The organism is Nonomuraea glycinis, assembly GCF_035920485.1.
GTDB classification, from domain to species: Bacteria; Actinomycetota; Actinomycetes; order Streptosporangiales; family Streptosporangiaceae; genus Nonomuraea; species Nonomuraea glycinis.
Genome location: NZ_CP109166.1, coordinates 4,869,876 through 4,888,819, shown reverse-complemented (window position 1 = coordinate 4,888,819; position 18,944 = coordinate 4,869,876). Strand labels below are relative to the sequence as shown.

General features: G+C 68.8%; 20 protein-coding genes. 8 read left to right on the top strand and 12 right to left on the bottom strand.

Annotated elements, in window-relative coordinates; genetic code table 11:
• Window positions 1-99 precede the first annotated feature (99 nt).
• Window positions 100-312, bottom strand: coding sequence for a DUF397 domain-containing protein (locus OHA68_RS23130; protein ID WP_327102127.1), 213 nt, complete (start codon window positions 310-312; stop codon window positions 100-102).
• Window positions 305-1,087: a helix-turn-helix domain-containing protein gene (locus OHA68_RS23125; RefSeq protein ID WP_327102126.1), complete on the bottom strand. Its 783-nt coding sequence runs from the start codon at window positions 1,085-1,087 to the stop codon at window positions 305-307. Before OHA68_RS23125 ends, OHA68_RS23130 begins: the two co-directional genes overlap by 8 nt.
• 255 nt (window positions 1,088-1,342) lie before the next feature.
• On the opposite strand from OHA68_RS23125, the gene OHA68_RS23120 reads away from it, so the two are divergent.
• Complete coding sequence (locus OHA68_RS23120) at window positions 1,343-1,747, top strand: ATP-binding protein (RefSeq protein ID WP_327102125.1); 405 nt, start codon at window positions 1,343-1,345, stop codon at window positions 1,745-1,747.
• Between the two features lie 117 nt (window positions 1,748-1,864).
• On the opposite strand, the gene OHA68_RS23115 is transcribed toward OHA68_RS23120, so the two are convergent.
• The gene (locus tag OHA68_RS23115) at window positions 1,865-2,950 is read right to left on the bottom strand and encodes a helix-turn-helix domain-containing protein (protein WP_327102124.1); all 1,086 of its coding nucleotides are present in this window, start codon (window positions 2,948-2,950) and stop codon (window positions 1,865-1,867) included.
• A 99-nt stretch (window positions 2,951-3,049) separates the two neighbouring features.
• Between OHA68_RS23115 and OHA68_RS23110 the strand changes: the two genes are divergently transcribed.
• Window positions 3,050-4,285, top strand: coding sequence for an MFS transporter (locus OHA68_RS23110; RefSeq protein WP_327102123.1), 1,236 nt, complete (start codon window positions 3,050-3,052; stop codon window positions 4,283-4,285).
• Window positions 4,286-4,497: 212 nt separating this feature from the next.
• Here OHA68_RS23110 and OHA68_RS23105 read toward each other — a convergent pair whose 3' ends face one another.
• Both OHA68_RS23105 and OHA68_RS23100 read right to left on the bottom strand, forming a co-directional pair.
• The gene (locus OHA68_RS23105; RefSeq protein ID WP_327102122.1) at window positions 4,498-4,803 is read right to left on the bottom strand and encodes a GntR family transcriptional regulator; all 306 of its coding nucleotides are present in this window, start codon (window positions 4,801-4,803) and stop codon (window positions 4,498-4,500) included.
• Between the two features lie 118 nt (window positions 4,804-4,921).
• Window positions 4,922-5,185 (bottom strand): winged helix-turn-helix domain-containing protein, encoded by a 264-nt coding sequence (locus tag OHA68_RS23100; RefSeq protein WP_327102121.1) that lies wholly within the window; start codon window positions 5,183-5,185, stop codon window positions 4,922-4,924.
• A gap of 95 nt (window positions 5,186-5,280) precedes the next feature.
• Between OHA68_RS23100 and OHA68_RS23095 the strand changes: the two genes are divergently transcribed.
• Together OHA68_RS23095 and tgmC are read left to right on the top strand one after the other, a co-directional pair.
• On the top strand, window positions 5,281-5,505 hold the full coding sequence (locus tag OHA68_RS23095; protein WP_327102120.1) for a hypothetical protein: 225 nt from the start codon (window positions 5,281-5,283) through the stop codon (window positions 5,503-5,505).
• 255 nt (window positions 5,506-5,760) lie between these two features.
• Window positions 5,761-6,915, top strand: coding sequence for an ATP-grasp peptide maturase system methyltransferase (gene tgmC / locus OHA68_RS23090; protein ID WP_327102119.1), 1,155 nt, complete (start codon window positions 5,761-5,763; stop codon window positions 6,913-6,915).
• Between the two features lie 23 nt (window positions 6,916-6,938).
• Here the strand turns inward: tgmC and OHA68_RS23085 are convergent, their stop codons facing one another.
• Complete coding sequence (locus OHA68_RS23085; protein ID WP_327102118.1) at window positions 6,939-7,097, bottom strand: hypothetical protein; 159 nt, start codon at window positions 7,095-7,097, stop codon at window positions 6,939-6,941.
• Window positions 7,094-8,479, bottom strand: a complete 1,386-nt coding sequence (locus OHA68_RS23080) for an MFS transporter (RefSeq protein ID WP_327102117.1) — start codon at window positions 8,477-8,479, stop codon at window positions 7,094-7,096. The genes OHA68_RS23085 and OHA68_RS23080 overlap by 4 nt, the downstream gene beginning before the upstream one ends.
• 105 nt (window positions 8,480-8,584) lie before the next feature.
• Between OHA68_RS23080 and OHA68_RS23075 the strand changes: the two genes are divergently transcribed.
• The 3 genes from OHA68_RS23075 to OHA68_RS23065 all read left to right on the top strand — a co-directional run bounded on the left by OHA68_RS23075 (window position 8,585) and on the right by OHA68_RS23065 (window position 10,559).
• Window positions 8,585-9,016 carry a MarR family winged helix-turn-helix transcriptional regulator gene (locus tag OHA68_RS23075; RefSeq protein WP_327102116.1) on the top strand — a complete coding sequence of 144 codons (432 nt, stop codon included), beginning with the start codon at window positions 8,585-8,587 and terminating at the stop codon, window positions 9,014-9,016.
• Between the two features lie 108 nt (window positions 9,017-9,124).
• Window positions 9,125-9,571, top strand: coding sequence for a MarR family winged helix-turn-helix transcriptional regulator (locus OHA68_RS23070; RefSeq protein ID WP_327102115.1), 447 nt, complete (start codon window positions 9,125-9,127; stop codon window positions 9,569-9,571).
• A 97-nt stretch (window positions 9,572-9,668) separates the two neighbouring features.
• Window positions 9,669-10,559, top strand: coding sequence for an NmrA/HSCARG family protein (locus OHA68_RS23065; RefSeq protein ID WP_327102114.1), 891 nt, complete (start codon window positions 9,669-9,671; stop codon window positions 10,557-10,559).
• Between the two features lie 412 nt (window positions 10,560-10,971).
• Here the strand turns inward: OHA68_RS23065 and OHA68_RS23060 are convergent, their stop codons facing one another.
• From OHA68_RS23060 to OHA68_RS23040, 5 genes are all read right to left on the bottom strand, one after another.
• Entirely contained in the window at window positions 10,972-11,418 is a 447-nt protein-coding gene (locus tag OHA68_RS23060) for a ComF family protein (protein WP_327102113.1), read from the bottom strand.
• Between the two features lie 311 nt (window positions 11,419-11,729).
• Entirely contained in the window at window positions 11,730-12,707 is a 978-nt protein-coding gene (gene dprA / locus OHA68_RS23055) for a DNA-processing protein DprA (protein WP_327102112.1), read from the bottom strand.
• A 285-nt stretch (window positions 12,708-12,992) separates the two neighbouring features.
• On the bottom strand, window positions 12,993-13,811 hold the full coding sequence (locus tag OHA68_RS23050) for a MurR/RpiR family transcriptional regulator (protein WP_189138355.1): 819 nt from the start codon (window positions 13,809-13,811) through the stop codon (window positions 12,993-12,995).
• Window positions 13,812-13,887: 76 nt separating this feature from the next.
• Window positions 13,888-15,537 carry a urocanate hydratase gene (gene hutU, locus OHA68_RS23045; protein WP_327102111.1) on the bottom strand — a complete coding sequence of 550 codons (1,650 nt, stop codon included), beginning with the start codon at window positions 15,535-15,537 and terminating at the stop codon, window positions 13,888-13,890.
• Window positions 15,538-15,579: 42 nt separating this feature from the next.
• Window positions 15,580-17,298: an ABC transporter ATP-binding protein gene (locus OHA68_RS23040; protein WP_327102110.1), complete on the bottom strand. Its 1,719-nt coding sequence runs from the start codon at window positions 17,296-17,298 to the stop codon at window positions 15,580-15,582.
• A gap of 217 nt (window positions 17,299-17,515) precedes the next feature.
• Between OHA68_RS23040 and OHA68_RS23035 the strand changes: the two genes are divergently transcribed.
• On the top strand, window positions 17,516-18,892 hold the full coding sequence (locus OHA68_RS23035) for a DUF4331 domain-containing protein (protein ID WP_327102109.1): 1,377 nt from the start codon (window positions 17,516-17,518) through the stop codon (window positions 18,890-18,892).
• Window positions 18,893-18,944: the final 52 nt, after the last annotated feature.

Below are 18,944 nucleotides of genomic sequence, written 5' to 3'. Positions count from 1 at the left end.
CCGTAGCGCCCGTACCTACCTGTAGGGAGACCCTCCTTACGAGCAGGTACGGGAGAAGGGGCTCAGCCGACCAGGCCGAACCCCTCCAGAAGTCATCGTCTAGGACAGGTCGAACTCCCCGCTGGAAGCCCCGTCCAGGAAGGCGAGCCACTCGTCCCTGGTGAAGCTCAGGACGGGCCCTTCCCCGTGATCCTTGGTGTCACGGACGAGAACACCGTCATCCGGCCGCCGCATCACCTCGACGCAGCTTCCGCCATTCCCGCCCGACGCTCTGGCTTTGGTCCACTCGCCGACACGGAGACCGTCACTCATAATTCGTCATCACCTCGCGAATGGCCTCCCGACTTCTGTCGACGGGATAGGCCATGCTGGACAGTGCTTCCCACTGCACGATAAGCGCTTGTACGGTCCTGACGCGATTGGTAACCCGCCCCTCTTCGGCGCTTTCCAGATATGCATGGTCCGGCCCACCGTCCAGCAGCGTGGCCACCTCGAACGCGCCGAGACATCCCACCGTGAGCCCTGCCTTGAGGGGAACGATCCTTACTGTGATGTACGGCGGATTGAGCACCTCAAGGAGCCGTTGAAGCTGATCCCGCATCACCTGCGGTCCGCCGACAGGGCGACGGAGAACGCTCTCGTCGATCAGAGCCGAGTACATGGGCGGCGCTGAACGACTGAAGACGCCTTGCCGGTGAAGCCGGAACTGCACCGCCTTCTCGCTCTCCTGTTCCGTCGCCCCCGGCTCTCCTAGGAACACCTTCCTGGCGTAACTCTCGGTCTGCAGAAGGCCGGGGATCAGCATCGGCTCCCAGGTCCGGATGGCGTGCGCCGTCGCCTCCACTTTCGGCCATTCCCGGAACCAGCGAGGCCCCAGCACCCCATGGATCTGCGGAAGCAATTCCATAAGCTGCCCGTCGAGCCCCAGCGCCTTCTCCAGCTCACGGGTGAGGTCCTCACTCGGCTTACGCATGAGCCGCTCGACGTGCCCCACCGCACTTTCGCTGTAGGGCACCCGTTCCGCGAGCCGCTCCTGACTCAGCCCGTGCTCCACCCGGAACTTCTTGAGGCGATGGGCGTACTCCATCCAAGCTTCTTTGCTCGACTCCTGTTCGCCTTTCGGCATGTCACCCCTTTCCAGGGCGATGACCCCGTACCACTACACACGGGAGCCGCCTACTAACTGTACGGAATCGTAAGCCCAATCCCGGCTGCGTGCCGGCGAACGGAACTACATGCTGTGAGGACTTCCGACCGCTCGGAAGCTTCAGGTCTCAGCGAGTGCGTACTCGCAGGTCAAGCCTGTACGCCCCAACTCCCCGAGGTGACCATGCGAGTACCCGTGTCAGATCCCCCATGCGCCGGTTCCCATGCCTGGTCGGTCAGCGAGCTGGACGACCCGCGCCTACTCCCCGGCCTGGCCCGCAGGGAGCTGGCGACCTGGATGGGCCGCGAGCATCCCGCACTCCCCGACCTCCAGCTCATCGCATCCGAACTGGTCACCAACGCACTCCTGCACGCCCATGCCACCTGGATCAGGATGATCCTGCTCCCGACCCCCGGCTACTGGGAACTCACGGTGACGGACCCAGGGCTGACCGACTCCACCCCGATGCCCCACTGCCCCGGCGTGGACGAAAAGCACGGACGCGGCCTATGGGTCATCGACGACCTGACCCTTGGCCACTGGGACACCTGTCGCAGCCCGGCGGGTGACCGTATCGTGCGAGCTTTCCTGCCCCGATGAGTGCCTGGCCGAGATCCGAGAGCAGCAGGCGGTCGCGCCGGCACTGCACGGCGGCCTGCCGAGTCGGATGATGCTGCGACGGCGGCGATCGCCCGTGTTCTGGCAGACCGGAGCCGGTCAGCGCAGGACGGCCGTCAGCAGGTCGGCGCCCAGCGCCGTCAGATCGGAGAGATTGAGGGTGTAGCGGACGTAACGACCGTGCCGCCGGGCCGTGAGCAGGCCCGCACGGCGCAGGACAGCGAGGTGGCGGGAAACCTCCGGGGGTGAAAGTTCCCAGGCGTGGGCCAGCTCACCGGTGGTGTGCGGGCCGCGGGCGAGGGTGCGCAGCAGCCGCAGCCGTACCGGATGCGCGAGTGCCTCCAGCCGTAGCGTGACCGTTTCCAGCGATACCGGCTTCGACGGACTTGCCTCGGCGACGGGGTACTGCACCACCGGCTGCCACCCGGGCGCGTGGATCACCACCAGGTGCGGGCGGCCGAAGACGCTGGGGAGGAAGGTGACCCCGGTACCGTGGGCGGCGGTCGCATTGTCCTGCAGCTTGTCCACGATGATGTGGTTGCCGTCCGCCGTCAGGGTGACGGCGCTAGAGACCGACGCGAGTGCCGCCCCGATGCCCTGGCGCTTCAGCAGGTCGTTCTTCAGGCGCAGATCGGTGGCGAGTTGCACGGCGACGCCCGTCCAGGCGGTGTCGAAGAAGGCCTCGGCGCACTGTTCGAGGGTGTGACGCACCCGTGCCCGCACGGCGGCCGGGTCCGCGAGCAGCCGTTCCGCGAAGGCCTCCTGAAGTGCGCCGCGGGCCTGGGCGAGGTCCAGGGCCCGCTCGCGCGCCGTCGCGTCGGTGAGCGGTGACGGCGCGGCGAAGTGGACCCGGTTGCTGCCGCACGTGGTGATGAGCGCGGCGGTCACATAGGTTTCATCGTCGATCCGGTCTACATCGTCCAGCTCCTCGGCGAGGGTCGGCCGGGGACGAGCGGGGACCAGAAAGTCGGCTCGTGAGGAACGCCAGAGGAACTCCGCCTCCCTGAGCCGCTCGGCCAGCTCCGGCCGCAGCCCGGCCCAGACGTCCCCGGCCCAGCCGGCGAACTGCGGGTGATGCCCGGGTTCGGCCAGCACGTGCAGCATCGCGGTCAGCTCGGCCAGCGGGGAGGCAGTGAACCGCGCTCGCCCGGACGGCAGGCCACCGATGTCGATCCTCAACGTCATCCCCTCATCATCGCTGGTCGGATGGCCGACGACCGCGTCGGTTGACGGTGTCCGTCAACCGACGCGGTCGGCCCGGCGGCCGGACGCATCGTTGACGCCATGGCAACCACCACCAAGATCCGGCCGCGCGCCCTCGTCCGTGCCTCCGGAGGCCCCCGCTATGCCGTCGCCCTGGCGGTGGACGCGCTCGGCACCGGCCTGCTGCGGCCCTTTCTGCTGCTCTACGGGGTGATGGTGCTGAGGATGTCCGCGCCGGTCACCGGCATCGCCATGACGGTCGGCGCCGTCGTGGGTCTGGTGTGCATGCCCGCTGTCGGCCGGTGGCTGGATCGGGGCGCACGCAGCACGGTCGTGGCAGCGTCGATGCTGGTGCGGGTGCTGGGCGTGGCGCTGCTGCTGGCCACCCCGACGGGGAACATCTGGCTGTTCGCGACGGCGGCGCTTTTCCTCGGCATCGGCAACCAGGCATGGCCGGCCGCCCATGCCGCCCTCGTGGCCACGGTCGCCCACGGCCGCGAACGCGACGCCGCTCTCGCGGGGGGCCGCGCCCTGCGCAACGCCGGCCTGGGCGCCGGTGCACTCCTCGCCACCGCATGCCTGGCGGGCGGCACCACCGCATTGCAGGCGCTGGCAGCCGTCACCGGGCTCGCTTACCTCGCCGCGGCGGCCTTGGCGTGGTCGGTCCACGTGCATGCTGCCACGGCCAAGGACAGGGACCGGGACGACGAGCCCGCACCCCGGATGCGCGCGCTGCTGGCCGCCAACGTGATCTACGTCTTCTGCCTCAACCTCTTCGAAATCGCGCTCCCGCTGGTCCTGGTGACGCAGATGCACGCCTCCCCGGTGTGGTCGGCGGCCATCTTCGTGGCCAACACGGTGCTGGTGGTCACCCTGCAGGTTCCGGTCACCGTCCTGCTGTCCCGCTTTCCCCGTCAGTCTGTGCTGGCTCTCTCCGGCGTGGTACTCGCCGCGTCCTACCTCGGCTTCCTCGCGGCCACCTCCCTGGGACACGGCTGGGGTGCCCCGGCCGTCGCCGCGGTGGCCGGGGTCTGCACCCTCGGCGAGATCATTTATGCGGGCAGCGCCACCGCGCTCGTCACCGCGCTCGCCCCGGCGCATGTCCTGGGACGCGCCCTCGCCCGCTTCCAGCTCTCCACGGGCTTCGGCCTCGCCGTCTCCCCGGCGGTCATCACCGCTCTCGCCTCCCACGGCTCGGCTGCCCTCTGGGGCAGCCTCGCCGGTGCGACGCTCCTGTCCGCCGCCGCAGTTGCCACCGAGAAGGATCACGGAACGCGGCTCAGCGGTCACCGCCGCCGGGCGCGAGCAGGCTCGTGAGCTCGGGCATGGGGCCCGTCGGCGAGTCGGGTGAGAATCGAACGGTTCGAAACACAGGCACTCAGGCCAGGAGGCTAAGGGTTCGCCGAACTCCTGAACCATGGACAGCTCGGAGTCGATCGACGGGGCTCTTCGCCGCGATACGACGGCGCATCTCTTCTGCCACCTGCCGCCACACGGGGCGATCCTTCCGGAACTCGATCACACCGAATCTACGCCATCGAGCGCGGTCTTGCTCTGCTGGGCTGGCGGATGGGCCCAAGCACCTGGCCCGCATCCTGGCGTTCTTTCGCTGTCAGCACGTACGACCCCATGCCGGTCTCGGTCCGGATGTAGTGATCAGCTCGAAGGGCGGCAATCGCCTTTCTGATCGTCACCTGAGTCACACCGAACTCGGTCACGAGCGCCAGCACGGACGGGACGCGCTCACCGGCCGGGTACTCCCCCTCGTCGATTCGCTCGCGGATGATCGCGGCCACCTGCGGCCAGATCGGACGGCTTCTGTCGAGTTCGATCACTTGCACATGGTAGGGAGCGAGAGCGGACGCAGGTGAGCAGAGTAGGTGGCAGTGAGCTATACCTCTCTCCATTGTGCCCGAGCGTGATCACAGCAGCCAGGATCAGTCCGGCCGAGATCTATGGCGCTGCTTCGCTCACCGGGCTCACATCTTCGGGGGGTTCCGGCCCGACGAAGCTCCCGAGCCCCGGAACCGTGTAGATCACGCCTTCCTCTCGAAGGTAGGCGATCACCTTTCGCGCCGTGCCGCGCGCTATGCCGAACTCCTGAACCATGGACAGCTCGGAGTCGATCAGGTCGCCGGGCTTCTTCGCCGCGATACGACGGCGCATCTCTTCTGCCACCTGCCGCCACACAGGGCGATCCTTCCGGAACTCGATCACACAACGAATCTAGACAGACATGAACGAGGTTACGAATGTCGATCCGTTCATGAACGAGCATGTACGGGTATGTACATGTGACGTAGAGTAATCGCATGCCCCTGAGTGAGCCTGAGTACGTCCCGGACGCGATTCCCGGCTTCGACGTGTGGCGCGACCCCACCGCAGCGAGCATGTGGCGCGGTCGGCACAGTGCGAGCGGCCGGACGGCCGGCGCCGGCACCTGGGAACTTCTCGTCTGGCGAGCCTACGAGGTCCGCATCCTGATCTCGATCACGGATGTCTCAAAGGCGCTCAGCGGTGAGCACTCCGGAGCTTGACTGGTCGCCGTACGACTCGCGAGGAACGGCATCCCGCGTCGGCGAGTTCGTCACTCACGGGAAGGTCGAGTTCGAGCTGTGCTGCGAAGGCGGGCTGTACGTGATCCGGCGGACCGACCGTACAGGAAAGCGGGTCGTCGTCAGTGAGGCCTGGCGAGGCCTGTCACGCCCCGAGACGCTTGAGCTGTGGAAGCTGATCGCCAACCAGATCGCCGGCGTTATAGCTGACGTTCTGACCTGCCGAAAAGGAGTGTCATGAGCACCACCCCCATGCACCTGCGCCAGGAACTGGCCGCGCTGCTGGCGCGAGAAGGCGCGCTGACCGATCCCGGTTGGGGTCGAGCGGTGGCGGCCGTACCGCGCGAGCGGTTCCTGGGCGAAGCCGTCTTCCATCGGGACGAATCGATGGCCGGGGACCACTGGCACTCCCTACGGCGAAGCCATCTGCCCGAGGAGGAGTGGTGGGAGATGGCCTACTCCGACCAGACGTGGGTCACGCAGGTCGACGGCATCCCGGCCGAGGCGGCCGGCACGACCGTCGTCGGCGCTCCCACCTCGTCCTCGACGATGCCCAGCATGGTCGTCATGATGCTCGAACGGGCAGGCATCAGCGACGGCGACAAGGTCCTGGAGATCGGCACGGGGACGGGATACTCGACGGCGCTCATGTGCGAGCGCCTGGGCGACGGTCAGGTGACCAGTGTCGAGTACGACCGGCATGCCGCCCTCCGCGCCCGCCTGGCGCTGGAGGACTCCGGGTACGCGCCCACGCTCGTCGCCGGTGACGGCCTGGCGGGATACGACAAGAACGCCGAGTACGACCGCCTCATCGCGACCTGCTCGGTCCGGTACATCCCCATGGCCTGGATGGAGCAGGTACGCGACGGCGGCACCATCACCACGCCCCTGTCCGGGTGGATGCCCGGCGACGCGATGGCGCACCTCACCCTGGCCGACGACGGCACCGCGAGCGGCCGGTTCCTGCCCGACGACTTCGCCTTCATGCCCGCCCGGCCCCATGCCCGCCCGCCCCGGTCGTCGTACGTGATCGGGCTCGGCATCGAGCGGGAGAGCAGGATCGACCCGAACATTCTGGACGATCACACCGGTCGATTCGTCGCCCAGCTCGGCGCGCCGTCAGCCGAGAAACTGGGCTTCGGCGATGAGATCATCCTGCTCGACGTCGCCACCGGTTCCCAGGCCACCACGCGCCGCGATCCCAAGGGCGCGGGGTGGCTGGTGCGGCAGCACGGGCCGCTGAAGCTCTGGCACGCCGTCGAGGATGCGGTCCTGACCTGGCAGTACGCGGGCAGCCCGCACCAAGCGGGCTTCGGGCTCACCGTGACGCGCCAGGGCCAACGGGTGTGGCTCGGCGACCCGGACGGTCCTTCCTGGGACCTGCCCGCCTAGGTGACCCGCTGACACCTGCCCGCCTAGGTGACCCGCTGACACCTGCCCGCCCAGGGGACCCGCCGGCCGCCGTTCTGCCGCAGGTGGCGCGGCAGAACCTGGCCGAGCGGGCCGGCGAGATCACCGTCCGGCAGCCGCTCGCCGCGCGGGCAGGCCGGCTCGCGGTCGCCGGAGACGCTCATGCCGTCGCCGTCCGCAGGGCGCGCACGGCGTAGGGTGAGACCGCGGCCCCGACCACCGCCACCCCTCCCGCCAGCCAGAACAGCGCGGTGAAGGCCGAGTCGGGCACCGCCCCGGCGCTCCCGCCGCTGCCGGAGGCGATCACGGCGGCGGCGAGCTGGCTGCCGACGACGCCGCCGACGGTGCGGGCGATGTTGTTGAGCCCGTTCGCCGTGCCGGTCCTGGCCGCCGGCACGATGTCGGCGATCAGCTTGGGCAGCGCTCCCATGACGAGCCCGGACCCCGCGCCGACCAGCCCGTAGAACACCAGGTGATGCCAGTACGCGCCGTGCGCCACGGCGATGAGCACCGATCCCGCGGCCATCGCCAAGAACCCGATCGCCAGCGGCCAGCGGGAGCCGAACGCCTTGGAGATCCGGCCGACCGCCATGCCCGCCGGGATGATGGCCAGCATGCCGGGCAGCATCAGCAGGCCGGCGACCGTGACCGAGGCGCCGAACCCGGCGCCGTCCGGGCCGGGCCCCTGCTGGGCGAACAGCGGGATCGCCACGTAGAAGAAGTACGATCCCGCGCCGAACACCAGCGCGGCCAGATGCGTGGCCAGCATCGGCCGGTCGGCCAGCTCCGCGACGTCGATGAGCGCGTCACTCCTGCGCCGCTCCAGAGCCAGCAGCCCCACGGCGAGCACCACCCCGAGCGTGAACAGGCCGAGCACCGGCGCCGAGTACCACCCCCACGAAGGGCCCTGGGTGAGGGCGAGCAGCACCGCGACGAGGCTGAGGCCGAGCAGCACAGAGCCGGGCACGTCGAGCCTGCCGGAGGCCGCACGCTCGCCGCGGGGCACCCATCGCGCGACCATGCCGAGGCTGATCAGCGCCAGCAGCGCACCGAGGACGAACAGGTAGCGCCACGACAACTGGTCGGCGAGCAACCCGCCGACCACCAGCCCGGCCCCGGCCCCCGCGCCGACGATGCCGGACACCAGACCCATCGCGGACGCCAACCGCTCCCTGGGCAGCGCCTCGCGCAGGATCGCCATCGACAGCGGCACCACCGCCAGTGCCGAGCCCTGCACGACCCGGGCGGCGATGAGCTGGGCGATGTCCTGGGCGAGCGCGGCTCCGGCCATGCCGACGGCGTACGCGGCGAGCACGCCGACCATCACGCGGCGCTTGCCGTACAGGTCGCCGAGCCGTCCGAGCAGTGGCGTGAGCACCGCGCTGGACAGCAGGAACGCGCTGAGGATCCAGGCCGACCAGGCCGGTGTGGTGTGCAGCTCGCGGGTGAGCAGGCCGAGCGCGGGCACCACGACCGTCTGCATCAGGGAGTAGCCGAAGACCGTCGTGACGAGTGCCGTCACGATCTGCCGCGGGGATGCGGGCATGGTCTCACCTCCAGATTTAATTCGTCATACGAACAGTTCGTAGCGCGAACAACATAGTTTGTGGCACGAACTGTTCGCAACTACACTCGGTGGCAGGAGGTGCGGATGAAGAGCGCGACAGACGCCGAGCTGGGCTTCGCCGCAGCGCTGGTGCGGATGTCGCACCTGGTGCAGCACGTTTTCGCCGATGTCAGCCGCGAGCGCGACGTCACCCCGCAGCAGGCACAACTGCTGTGCGTGCTGACGAGCGGCCACGGGATCGGGATGACGGACCTCAGCAGGCTCCTGCACCTGGAGAAGCCGAGCCTGACCGGGCTGGTGGATCGGGCGGAGCGGCGCGGGCTGGTCCGCCGCGTGCGCGACGACGCCGACCGGCGCGCGTGCCGGGTCGAGCTGACGCCCGAGGGGGAGGTCCTCGCCGTGCGGGTGCACGGGGATATCGTCAGCAGGCTGGAGGAGCTGGCCGCGGACCTGCCGGGCGACGACCTTCTGCGGGTCGCCGGCACCTTGGCCACCCTGCTCGCGCAGACCCACTAGACGGCGACCTCACGCGCGCCCCGTGCCGCATGGCGTGCGCCGGCCGGTCGGGCAAGCCGGTCGGCGTCGGTAGACTAGGCGTTCTGCACCAGACGAGGGGCGGCGGGCGTGGACTACGGTGACAAGCTCTTCTGGCTCTCGGTCCTGATCCAGCGGAGATACGCGCAGATCTGCGCCGAGTACGACCTGACCTCCTCACAGGCCACGCTGCTGTGCGCGATCAAGGACAAGCCGCGGCAGATGGCATACCTCGCCGCCGCGCTCGGCATGACCAAGAACGCGCTGAGCCAGCTCGTCGATCGCACCGAGCGGCGCCACCTGGTCAGCCGAGCGAGTTCAGAGCAGGACCGGCGGGTCATCATGCTCAGCGTGACACCCACGGGGAAGGTGCTCGCCGAGGCGGTGTTCGCCGAGATGACCAAGCGCCTGCCCGACGTCGCGGAGAACCTCGACGCCGACGACCAGCGCGACCTCGAACGCCTGGCCACCGCCATCGTGGACGCGTCGGGCGTCTCGGCGTCCGCCTCGCCCCGGCAGACCGCGCAGTCCTCCTAGGCACCCTCATGGCCGCATCAGTTCATGGCGTGAACTAGTATTGTTCATGCCATGAACTAGTCAGGGTTCATGCCATGAACTAGCGAGAGGTGGCGACATGGTCACGCGGGAAAACGGTGCGATCGCGGTCTTCGGTGCGACGGGACAGCAGGGTGGAGCGGTCGTCGACGCGCTCCTGGCCCGAGGAGCGCGGGTGCGGGCCCTCGTCCGCACCCCCGAGTCCGATCGAGCACAGGCGCTGGCCGCCCGAGGCGTCGAGCTGGCGACCGTCCGGATCGACGACCCGGCGTCGACGGTCGCCGCGCTGGAGGCGGTCGACGCGTTCTCCTTCATGACCCCGGAGGCGAACAGCCTCGAGGAGGTCGAGGAGGAGGTCCGAGTGGGCACCGCCCTCGTCGATGCGGCGGCCGCAGCGCGCGTGCCCCACGTCGTGTTCACCTCGGTCTTCGGAGCGGAGCGCGAAACGGGCGTGCCGCACCACGACTCGAAGCACCGGATCGAGGAATACCTGAAGCTTTCCGGCCTGAGGGCCACGATGGTTCGCCCGGCCGCCTTCATGGAGAACTTCGCGACCGTGATGGCGCCGAGCCTGGAGGACGGAACGATCGTGCTGAGGCTGCCGCTGCCGGACGACATCGCCCTGAAGATGATCTCGATCAAGGACATCGGCCAGGTCGCCGCCGCGATCCTGCTCGACACCGCGGACGTGCCCGGCGGAGCCATCGAGGTCATCGGCGACGAGCCGACGGGCCCCCAGATGGCCGCCGCGTTCGGCGCGCGCGCCGGGCTACCGTCACGCTACGAGGCCCTGCCGCTGAGCGTCCTCGGCAACGACCTCGACAAGGCGATGTTCCGCCAGTTCGCCAAGCCGTCCGAATCCCCGTCAGACCTCGCAGCAGTGAAGGCGATCGAGCCGACCACCTGGGACCTGGCCGAGTGGATCCGCTCCACCGGCTGGACCGCGCCCGCGGACCGGGTCCGTTCCTGATACTCCAGCCGTAGGCCGTGATCTTGCCGGCGTGGCGGTCCCGGACATGGCACGGCCACCGCATGATCCTCCTCCGTTGTGTCGACATCAGATGATCAAGCGGTGGCCGTGGGCCACAGAGTTACCGCACCCGCACCAGCCACTACCACCGCCAAGAAGCAGCCCTCAGCTGGCCATAACGATCTACGGCTGGAGTACTAGGACAGGTCGAACTCCCCGTTGGAAGCTCCGCCAGGAAGGCAAGCCACCCGTCCTTGGCAAAGCTCAGAACCGGCCCCATCCCCCCGCGATCCTTAGTTTCTCTGGTCGCGGTCGAGCAGTGTCTGAGCGTAGGGACTATCTCCGCGCGGGCGGGGCCGGACTCGCGGGAGCCGTAGCGGAAGGGACCATCCCCACGGCGATTTCGCGACGTTCAGCGCCACTGGGCGCGAGCCAGAGTGAGCCCGTACACCTTCACCGCGCCGCTCGCCTTGAGCCTCATGGCCACCGCGTTGAGGCTACTGCCAGCGGTGAAAACGTCGTCGTAGACCATGATGCGTCGGCCTTGCACACGAGCCGGGTTCGGCACATGTAGCGCGGCGTACAGCTCATGCGCCACGGTCTGACGCTCCATAAGGGAGATCGTGTCCCGCATTCGGGGAGTGGCCCGCGTCTTCTCGATGAGCGGCGGATCTAACACGAAGGGGAGATTCTCACCGTCTTCGAGGATCGCCCGTTCGATGACGTACCCAGTGTGATCATTGCCTTTGCGTGCCTGGTGCGGCTCCAGATAGGCGGGCATCGGGATGATGGCGTCCACCTCGTCGACGAGCTCGGGGTGGGTGTAGAGGTGACCCAAGATGATCCGCGCGAAGATCATCCCCCATCCATATGCCCCGCCCTTGAGTCGCAGGACCCCCTGCTCCAGGGTGCCGGCCTTGACCCCGACGACGGCCGTCCACTCGAAAGCACGCTGTGGGTCGCTGCAGAGCCTGTTAGAACATGCGAGCTCGCCATCCCGCAACGCCTGGTGGCAGATCCGGCAGTTGGGTTCATTCGGCGGCTGGAAGCTCTCCGATGCGCACTCGTGGCAGATGCGGACGTGCCCTGCCTGCAAGTAGGGACATTCGCCACACCTGCCGAACCCGGCGGGGGGTGGGCCGTCGCCGTAGGTCAGCCGCCCTGGCTTGGTCACCACAGCGCCCCGGGGGATGGCTCCTCCAGTTTCAGATCTTCGAAGTCGAGAGTCAGCTGAGCGCGGGACTCGTTGACCGCTTGGATCCGATCCGGGCTGGACAGGCTCTTCACGACATCGTCCACGTCCTCCACCATGAGCGCCCCGCGCGTCTTGACGTACTCCTGTGCCCACGGTTGGGCCTCGGTGAGGCTACGGAGCAGGAACACCCTTTTGCCATGCTCCAGCGCCAACCGCGCCTGCATCTTCGCCCCGGATGTGCTTGCGGCTTCGATCACCACTGTGCCTTGCGCGATGCCGGACATGGTGACATTGCGGCGGGGGAAGGTGTAGGTCGCGCCGTTGGCTTCCGGCCAGAACTGGGAGACCACGGCCCCGTTCTCGGCGATCCGGTCGGCCAGGGCGCGGTTCTCGGCCGGGTAGCAGCGCAGGATGCCTGTTCCCACGACCGCGATCGTCCTGCCGCCGGTATCGAGCGCCGCAGTATGCGCTGCGGTGTCAACGCCTCGGGCGAGGCCGGACACGACGGTGACCTGACGTTCGGTGAGCAGGCCGGACATTCGGCGTGCCCGGCGTAGTCCATCCTCGCTCGCCTGGCGGGTACCGACGACGGCCACGCTGCGCAGGTCCGCTTCGCGCAGTTCGCCTCGGACGAACAGGAACGGTGGAAGGTTGAAGATCAACCGGAGGGTGGCAGGGTATTCCTTGTCCAGGACAGTGACGAGTCGGGCCCCGTTACTGGCCGCGAGTTCGGCTTGCTGAACGGCAGATTCGACGTAGCGATCGAGCTCGTGGGCGCTGTTGGCGATGAGGGCTCTGGCCTTGGTCGCCTCAGGGGAGGACTCGATGATGTTGCCCGACCATAGGCGCGCCAGGCCGGTGGGACGTTGGGCCTCTCGCGCGACGAGGTACCAGCTAACGCCTTTGACCATGCATATCGCGAGCAGTCGTGACTGCTCTTCGGTGATCCGCATCCTACTCTCCAAACCCATGTTCGAATGCGTGTCTCATGGTACTGCAGTTGCTTATGCCGCCCGAAGATATGTCCATGTTGCCAGGTAGCACTAGGCGCCTGACGAGTTGCATCAAGGGTCGACATGACAGGGAGCCATGATCGACATCCGCTCATGGCCTTGATGCGACACACGGGAACTGATTGCTCACCTTGAGTATACGAACGTTGCGTTCAGCTTCCGGATCTTGGCTGGTCGCCGTGCGACTCGCGGGGCGCTACAGGCCGAACCGGTCGTCGCTGAGCGCTACGAGAGGTCGCCGGTCGAGAAGGTGCCGGTCTCGTCCGTCATTCGTTCGTACTCCTCCAGCCGGGCCTGGGTCCGCAGCGGCGCGGCGTCGGCCATGGCCTCCACCAGGGCCATGGCCAGGGCCAGCGGCGCGGCGTGCGAGTCGAACACCAGCCGGTCCCCCACCGGGGCGTCCAGCACCACCTCGGCGGGGAAGTCGGGCCGGTCGCAGATCACCGCCACCCGATATCCCAATTTTTCGGCGTACTGCAGAGCATGGATGACCTCGGTGGGATATCTGGGGAGCACCACGGCCACCAACCACTCGGCCCCGGCGCGGCGGGCGGCGTGCAGGCCGTCGGTGAGCTCCGAGCCGCCGTGGGTGAGCAGCCGCACATCGGGGTGGATGCGCCGGGTGTAGTAGGCGAAGGTGGTGGCCAGCCCCGCCGACACCCGTAGCCCGAGCACGGGCAGCGGCTCGGTGGCGGCCAGCGCCTCCCCCAGCTCCTTCAGCGGCAGGCTGCCGAGCCGGTCCCGCACCACGGTCAGGTTGCGGATCTCACGGTCGACGGCCCCTCTGAGCACGCTCTCCTGCGAGCCCTCCGGAGCCCCGCCGAGCACCAGCGGGCGCAGCGCCTGGCGCAGCTCCGGATAGCCGGCGAAGCCGAGCACCACGGCAAACCTGGTCACCGACGGCTGGCTCACCCCGGCCCGCTCGGCCAGCTCCACGCTGGACAGGAAGATGGCCTCTTCGAGGTGCTCCCCCAGATAATGAGCGATCCTGCGCTGCACCGGTGAGAGTCTGCGGCCGTCCAGCAACTCGTCGAAGCCCGTCACGCCTCCTCCAACACCGGGGACCCGGCAGTATCATCCCGTCACTCACGACTCACGCATCGGAATCCGTACACCTCACTCAGGACTCACGCATCGGGATCCGTACCCCTCGCTCGGCCGCCACGGTCGCGGCCTCCTCGTAGCCCGCGTCGACGTGCCGCATGACGCCGGTGCCCGGGTCGTTGGTGAGCACTCGGGAGATCTTCTCCCTGGCCAGCGCGGTGCCGTCGGCGACGGTGACCTGCCCGGCGTGGATGGAGCGGCCGATGCCGACCCCGCCGCCGTGGTGGATGGAGACCCAGGAGGCGCCGGACGCCGTGTTGAGCATGGCGTTGAGCAGCGGCCAGTCGGCGATGGCGTCGGAGCCGTCGGCCATGGCCTCCGTCTCGCGGTAGGGGGAGGCCACCGAGCCGCTGTCGAGGTGGTCGCGCCCGATCACCACCGGGGCTTGGAGCTCGCCCGAGGCCACCATGTCGTTGAAGCGCTCGCCCGCCAGGTCGCGCTCGCCGTAGCCGAGCCAGCAGATGCGCGCGGGCAGCCCCTGGAAGTGCACCTTCTCCTCCGCCTTCCTGATCCAGCGGGCCAGCGGCTCGTTGTCGGGGAACAGTTCGAGGATCGCGCGGTCGGTGGCGGCGATGTCGGCCGGGTCGCCGCTGAGCGCCGCCCACCTGAACGGGCCCTTGCCCTCACAGAACAACGGCCTGATGTACGCGGGCACGAACCCGGGGAAGTCGAAGGCCCGCGCGTATCCGGCCAGCTTGGCCTCGCCCCTGATCGAGTTGCCGTAGTCGAAGACCTCGGCGCCGCCGTCCTTGAAGCCGACCATGGCCTCCACATGGCTGGCCATCGACGCGCGGGCCCGCTCGGTGAAGCCCGCCGGGTCCTTGTCCCGCTCGGTGGCCATGTCCTCGAACGCCACCCCGGCCGGGAGGTACATCAGCGGGTCGTGCGCCGAGGTCTGGTCGGTGACGATGTCGATCTCCGCGCCCCGGGCCAGCAGGTCCGGCAGCGCCTCGGCGGCGTTGGCCACCACGCCGATGGACAGCGGCCGGCGGGCGTCACGCGCCTCGTAGGCCAGGCGCAGCGCCTCCTCCAACGATGACGCCTGGACGTCCAGGTAGCGGTGCTCGATCCGGCGGGTGACCGAGCGCGGGTCGCAGTCGACGCAGATGGCGACGCCGCCGTTCATGGTGACGGCCAGCGGCTGGGCGCCGCCCATCCCGCCGAGTCCGGCCGTCAGCGTGATCGTGCCGGCCAGCGAGCCGCCGAAATGCCGGTCCGCCACCGCCGCGAACGTCTCGTACGTGCCCTGCAGGATGCCCTGCGTGCCGATGTAGATCCAGGAGCCCGCGGTCATCTGCCCGTACATGGTCAGCCCGGCCGATTCCAGCCGCCGGAACTCCTCCCAGTTGGCCCAGTCGGGCACCAGGTTGGAGTTGGCGATGAGCACTCTGGGCGCCCACTCGTGGGTGCGGAAGACGCCCACGGGCCGGCCGGACTGCACCAGGAGCGTCTCGTCGCCCTCCAGCGTGGTCAGCGTCCTGACCAGCGCGTCGAACGACGGCCAGTCCCGTGCGGCCTTGCCCGAGCCGCCGTAGACGACGAGCTCCTGCGGATGCTCGGCGACCTCCGGGTCCAGATTGTTCTGGAGCATGCGGAGCGCGGCCTCCTGCGGCCAGCCCTTGGCGGTGAGCGTGGTGCCTCGCGGCGCCCGCACGGTGCGGCTCATGCGACCTCCTGAATGAACATATTCATCTGTGTCACCCGCACACTACAACGGCTGGCTCACCAGGAACTGCGTGGCTGCCAGCTCGCGGTAGAGCTCGTCCTCACCGACCAGTTCGGCGTGCGTGCCGATCGCGCGTACGCCGCCCGCCTCCATGACCACGATCCGGTCGGCGTTGGTCACAGTGGACAGCCGGTGCGCGATGACGAGCACGGTCGTCTCCTTGGCCACCTCGGCGATGACCTCACGCAGCCGCAGCTCGTTGACCGCGTCGAGCTGTGAGGTGGCCTCGTCGAGCAGGAGCAGCCTGGGCCTGCGCAGCAGCGCCCTGGCGATGGCCACCCGCTGCCGCTCGCCGCCCGACAGCAGCACGCCCCGGTGCCCGACGGGTGTCTCCAGCCCTTCCGGCAGCCTGGCCACGAGGTCGTCGAGCCGGGTCCTGGCGACGGCCCGCAGCACCTCTTCCTCGGTGGCCTCCTGGGCGGCGAACAGGAGGTTCTCCCGCAGCGTGCCCGCGAGCACGGGGGCGTCCTGCTCCACATAGCCGAGTGCGGCCCGCAGCTCGGCGAGCGGCCAGTCCTCGATCCGCGTGCCGCCGAGCGTGATCGTCCCGCTCTGGTGCTCGTAGAAGCGTTCGAGCAGGGCGAAGATGGTGGACTTGCCCGCTCCCGACGGCCCGACGAGCGCGGTGAGCCCGCCCGGTGGCACCTCGAAGGTGACCCCGTCGTGCACGAGCGGCCGGTCCTCGCCGTACCTGAAGACCACGTCCTCGAACGTGACGCCCAGCGGCGTGGGGTCCTCCGGCGGCAGCAGCTTGGCGACGGGCTCGCCGGGCAGCTCCTCGATCTCCTTGATCCGCCGCATCGCGGCCAGGCCCTGCTGGAGCTGGACCGCGCCCTCGACGAGCTGCCCGATCGGCGCCACCAGGTAGAACAGGTAGAGCAGGAACGCGATCAGCGCCGAGACCTCCAGGGTGCCGGCGGCGACCCGGGAGCCGCCGACCGCGAGCACGCACAGGAAGGCGACCTGGACCGCCATCCAGGTCGCGACACCGGCCAGCGACGTCCACCCGGCGACCTGCAGCCCCCGGTCACGGGCGCGCTCCGCCGCGTCGGCCACGCTGCCGATCTCGCGCTCCTCCGCGCCGCTGGCCTTGACCGTGCGGTAGGACTGCAGCGCCCGGTCGAGCACCGCGCCCATCTCGCCCACGGCCTCCTGCGCGTGCTTCTGCGCCCGCTGGATCTTCGGCATGACCATCCCGGTCAGTCCGCCGATCACCACGATCACGAGCAGGGTGATCAACAAGAGGACGCCGTCCATGACGGCCATCATCACGATCGCGCCGACCAGCATGAACGCCGAGCTGACGGAGTTGACGACCCCGTTGGTCAGCACCGAGCGCAGCAGGGTCGTGTCGCCCGTCACCCGTGACAGCAGGTCGCCGGGCTTGAGCCGGTCCACGTCCGCGACCTTCAGCCGGAGCATCTGGTCCACCAGCTTGCGCCGGGCGCCGAGGACGACGCCCTCACCGGTGCGTTCCATCAGATAGCTGCCACCGGCGGACACCACGGCGCCGATCAGCACCGCGACGCTCAGCCCGATGAGCGGTCCGGCCATGGATCGTTCCTGCCCGAAGGCGTCCACCACGTACTTCGCCAGCAGCGGCATCGCCAGCCCCGCCACCGACCCGATCAGTCCGAGCAGACCGCCCACGAACAGGACCAGCCGGTGCGGTCGCAAGTAGCCGAGTAATTCCTTGATCACAATCTCCCCTTTCGAGATATATCCCGAAAACAGCCAACGAACGACGGTGCCGATTCGACACCCGTCAACTTAAATTGACGACCAAAGTATGTCAACTTTCATTGACGCCCCTCCTTGAGGAGGAAGACATCTCATCCGACGGGCGCGCTGGAACGAATAGGGCATCGAGGAACCCGGCCGGAACCTCTCAGACGAGCAGCTCTCGAAAGGATCGACCATGGAGCTCCGGATCAACCGGCGCGCTCTCATCGGACTCGGCGTCGCGGCGGCCCTGACCGCCTCCAGCCTCGCCCTGCTCCGTACGGACTCCGGCAACGCCTCCTCGCACCGCGAAGCCCCGGCGATCGCGGGCGACCCGCGCAACGACAACACCGACGTGTACGCGTTCGTCAGCCCCGACAAGGCCGGCACCGTGACCCTCCTGTCGAACTGGATCCCGTTCCAGGAGCCGCAGGGCGGACCGAACTTCTACACCTTCGACACCAAGTCCCGTTACAACATCAAGATCGACAACAACGGCGACGCCAAGCCCGACATCACCTATCAGTGGACGTTCCGCGATGAGGACCGGCGCGGCACCGACACCTTCCTCTACAACAACGGCCCGGTGACCTCGCTCAACGATCGCAACCTGCTCTTCCGGCAGCGCTACACGCTCAAGCGGATCGCCCACGGCCGCACCACGACCGTGGTCGAGGGCGGCGTCGTCGCGCCGAGCAACGTCGGCGCGGCGTCCATGCCCGACTACGGCACGCTGCGCTCCCAGGCCGTCACCGACGTCCGGGGCGGCGGCAAAGCCTTCGCCGGGCAGTCGGACGAGGCGTTCTTCCTGGACCTGCGCGTGTTCGACCTGCTCTACGGCGGCGATCTGTCCCTGGTCGGCCAGGACACCGCCAAGGGCTACAACGTCAGCACGCTGGGCCTCCAGGTGCCGGTCGAGGATCTGGTGCTGAAGGGCGACGCCAAGCGCAACCCGGTGATCGGCGTCTGGTCCACCACCGACAAGTTCAACGGGCAGCGGCACGTGCAGGTCTCGCGCCTGGGCAACCCGCTGGTCAACGAGGTCGTGGCCCCCGCCGGGCTGAAGGACGCGTTCAACGCGCTCCGCCCGGACCAGGACGCCGGCGTCCCGGCCCTGGTCAAGCGGGTCACCGACCCCGAGGTCGCCAGGCTGCTGCAGTCCATCTACGGCATCAAGGCCCCGCCGACCCCGCGCGACGACCTGGTCCAGATCTTCCTGACCGGCGTCGCCAAGGGCAATGGGCCGATCGCGGCCGACCTCAACGCGCTGTCGCTCAACAAGGACGTGCACGGCGTACGGCCGGCCGAGATGCTGCGGCTGAACACCGCCGTCCCGCCGGCCAAGGACCCCGACCGGCTCGGCGTCCTCGCCGGTGACCTCCAGGGCTTCCCGAACGGCCGCCGCCTCGGCGACGACGTCGTGGACATCGCCCTGCAAGCCGTGGCGGGGGCCGCCCGGACCGGCAAGCTCATTCCGGGCCTGACGGACAAGGTCGACGCGAACGACAAGCCGTTCGGCCAGGCGTTCCCGTACATCCCGCTCCCCAGCAACGTCGCGGTCAACCAACGCTGACCCCCTCAGCCCGGCCGGCTCTCTCCGGGCCGGCCGGCCATCCCCTCGATCA

What these genes read in the sequence shown, in the direction of transcription:
- OHA68_RS23130 (WP_327102127.1), bottom strand. Translation starts at nt 312, where the DNA reads ATGAGTGACGGTCTCCGTGTCGGCGAGTGGACCAAAGCCAGAGCGTCG.
- OHA68_RS23125 (WP_327102126.1), bottom strand. Translation starts at nt 1,087, where the DNA reads ATGGAGTACGCCCATCGCCTCAAGAAGTTCCGGGTGGAGCACGGGCTG.
- OHA68_RS23115 (WP_327102124.1), bottom strand. Translation starts at nt 2,950, where the DNA reads ATGACGTTGAGGATCGACATCGGTGGCCTGCCGTCCGGGCGAGCGCGG.
- OHA68_RS23110 (WP_327102123.1), top strand. Translation starts at nt 3,050, where the DNA reads ATGGCAACCACCACCAAGATCCGGCCGCGCGCCCTCGTCCGTGCCTCC.
- OHA68_RS23095 (WP_327102120.1), top strand. Translation starts at nt 5,281, where the DNA reads ATGCCCCTGAGTGAGCCTGAGTACGTCCCGGACGCGATTCCCGGCTTC.
- tgmC (WP_327102119.1), top strand. Translation starts at nt 5,761, where the DNA reads ATGAGCACCACCCCCATGCACCTGCGCCAGGAACTGGCCGCGCTGCTG.
- OHA68_RS23085 (WP_327102118.1), bottom strand. Translation starts at nt 7,097, where the DNA reads ATGAGCGTCTCCGGCGACCGCGAGCCGGCCTGCCCGCGCGGCGAGCGG.
- OHA68_RS23080 (WP_327102117.1), bottom strand. Translation starts at nt 8,479, where the DNA reads ATGCCCGCATCCCCGCGGCAGATCGTGACGGCACTCGTCACGACGGTC.
- OHA68_RS23075 (WP_327102116.1), top strand. Translation starts at nt 8,585, where the DNA reads ATGAAGAGCGCGACAGACGCCGAGCTGGGCTTCGCCGCAGCGCTGGTG.
- OHA68_RS23065 (WP_327102114.1), top strand. Translation starts at nt 9,669, where the DNA reads ATGGTCACGCGGGAAAACGGTGCGATCGCGGTCTTCGGTGCGACGGGA.
- OHA68_RS23060 (WP_327102113.1), bottom strand. Translation starts at nt 11,418, where the DNA reads ATGATCTTCGCGCGGATCATCTTGGGTCACCTCTACACCCACCCCGAG.
- dprA (WP_327102112.1), bottom strand. Translation starts at nt 12,707, where the DNA reads ATGCGGATCACCGAAGAGCAGTCACGACTGCTCGCGATATGCATGGTC.
- hutU (WP_327102111.1), bottom strand. Translation starts at nt 15,537, where the DNA reads ATGAGCCGCACCGTGCGGGCGCCGCGAGGCACCACGCTCACCGCCAAG.
- OHA68_RS23035 (WP_327102109.1), top strand. Translation starts at nt 17,516, where the DNA reads ATGGAGCTCCGGATCAACCGGCGCGCTCTCATCGGACTCGGCGTCGCG.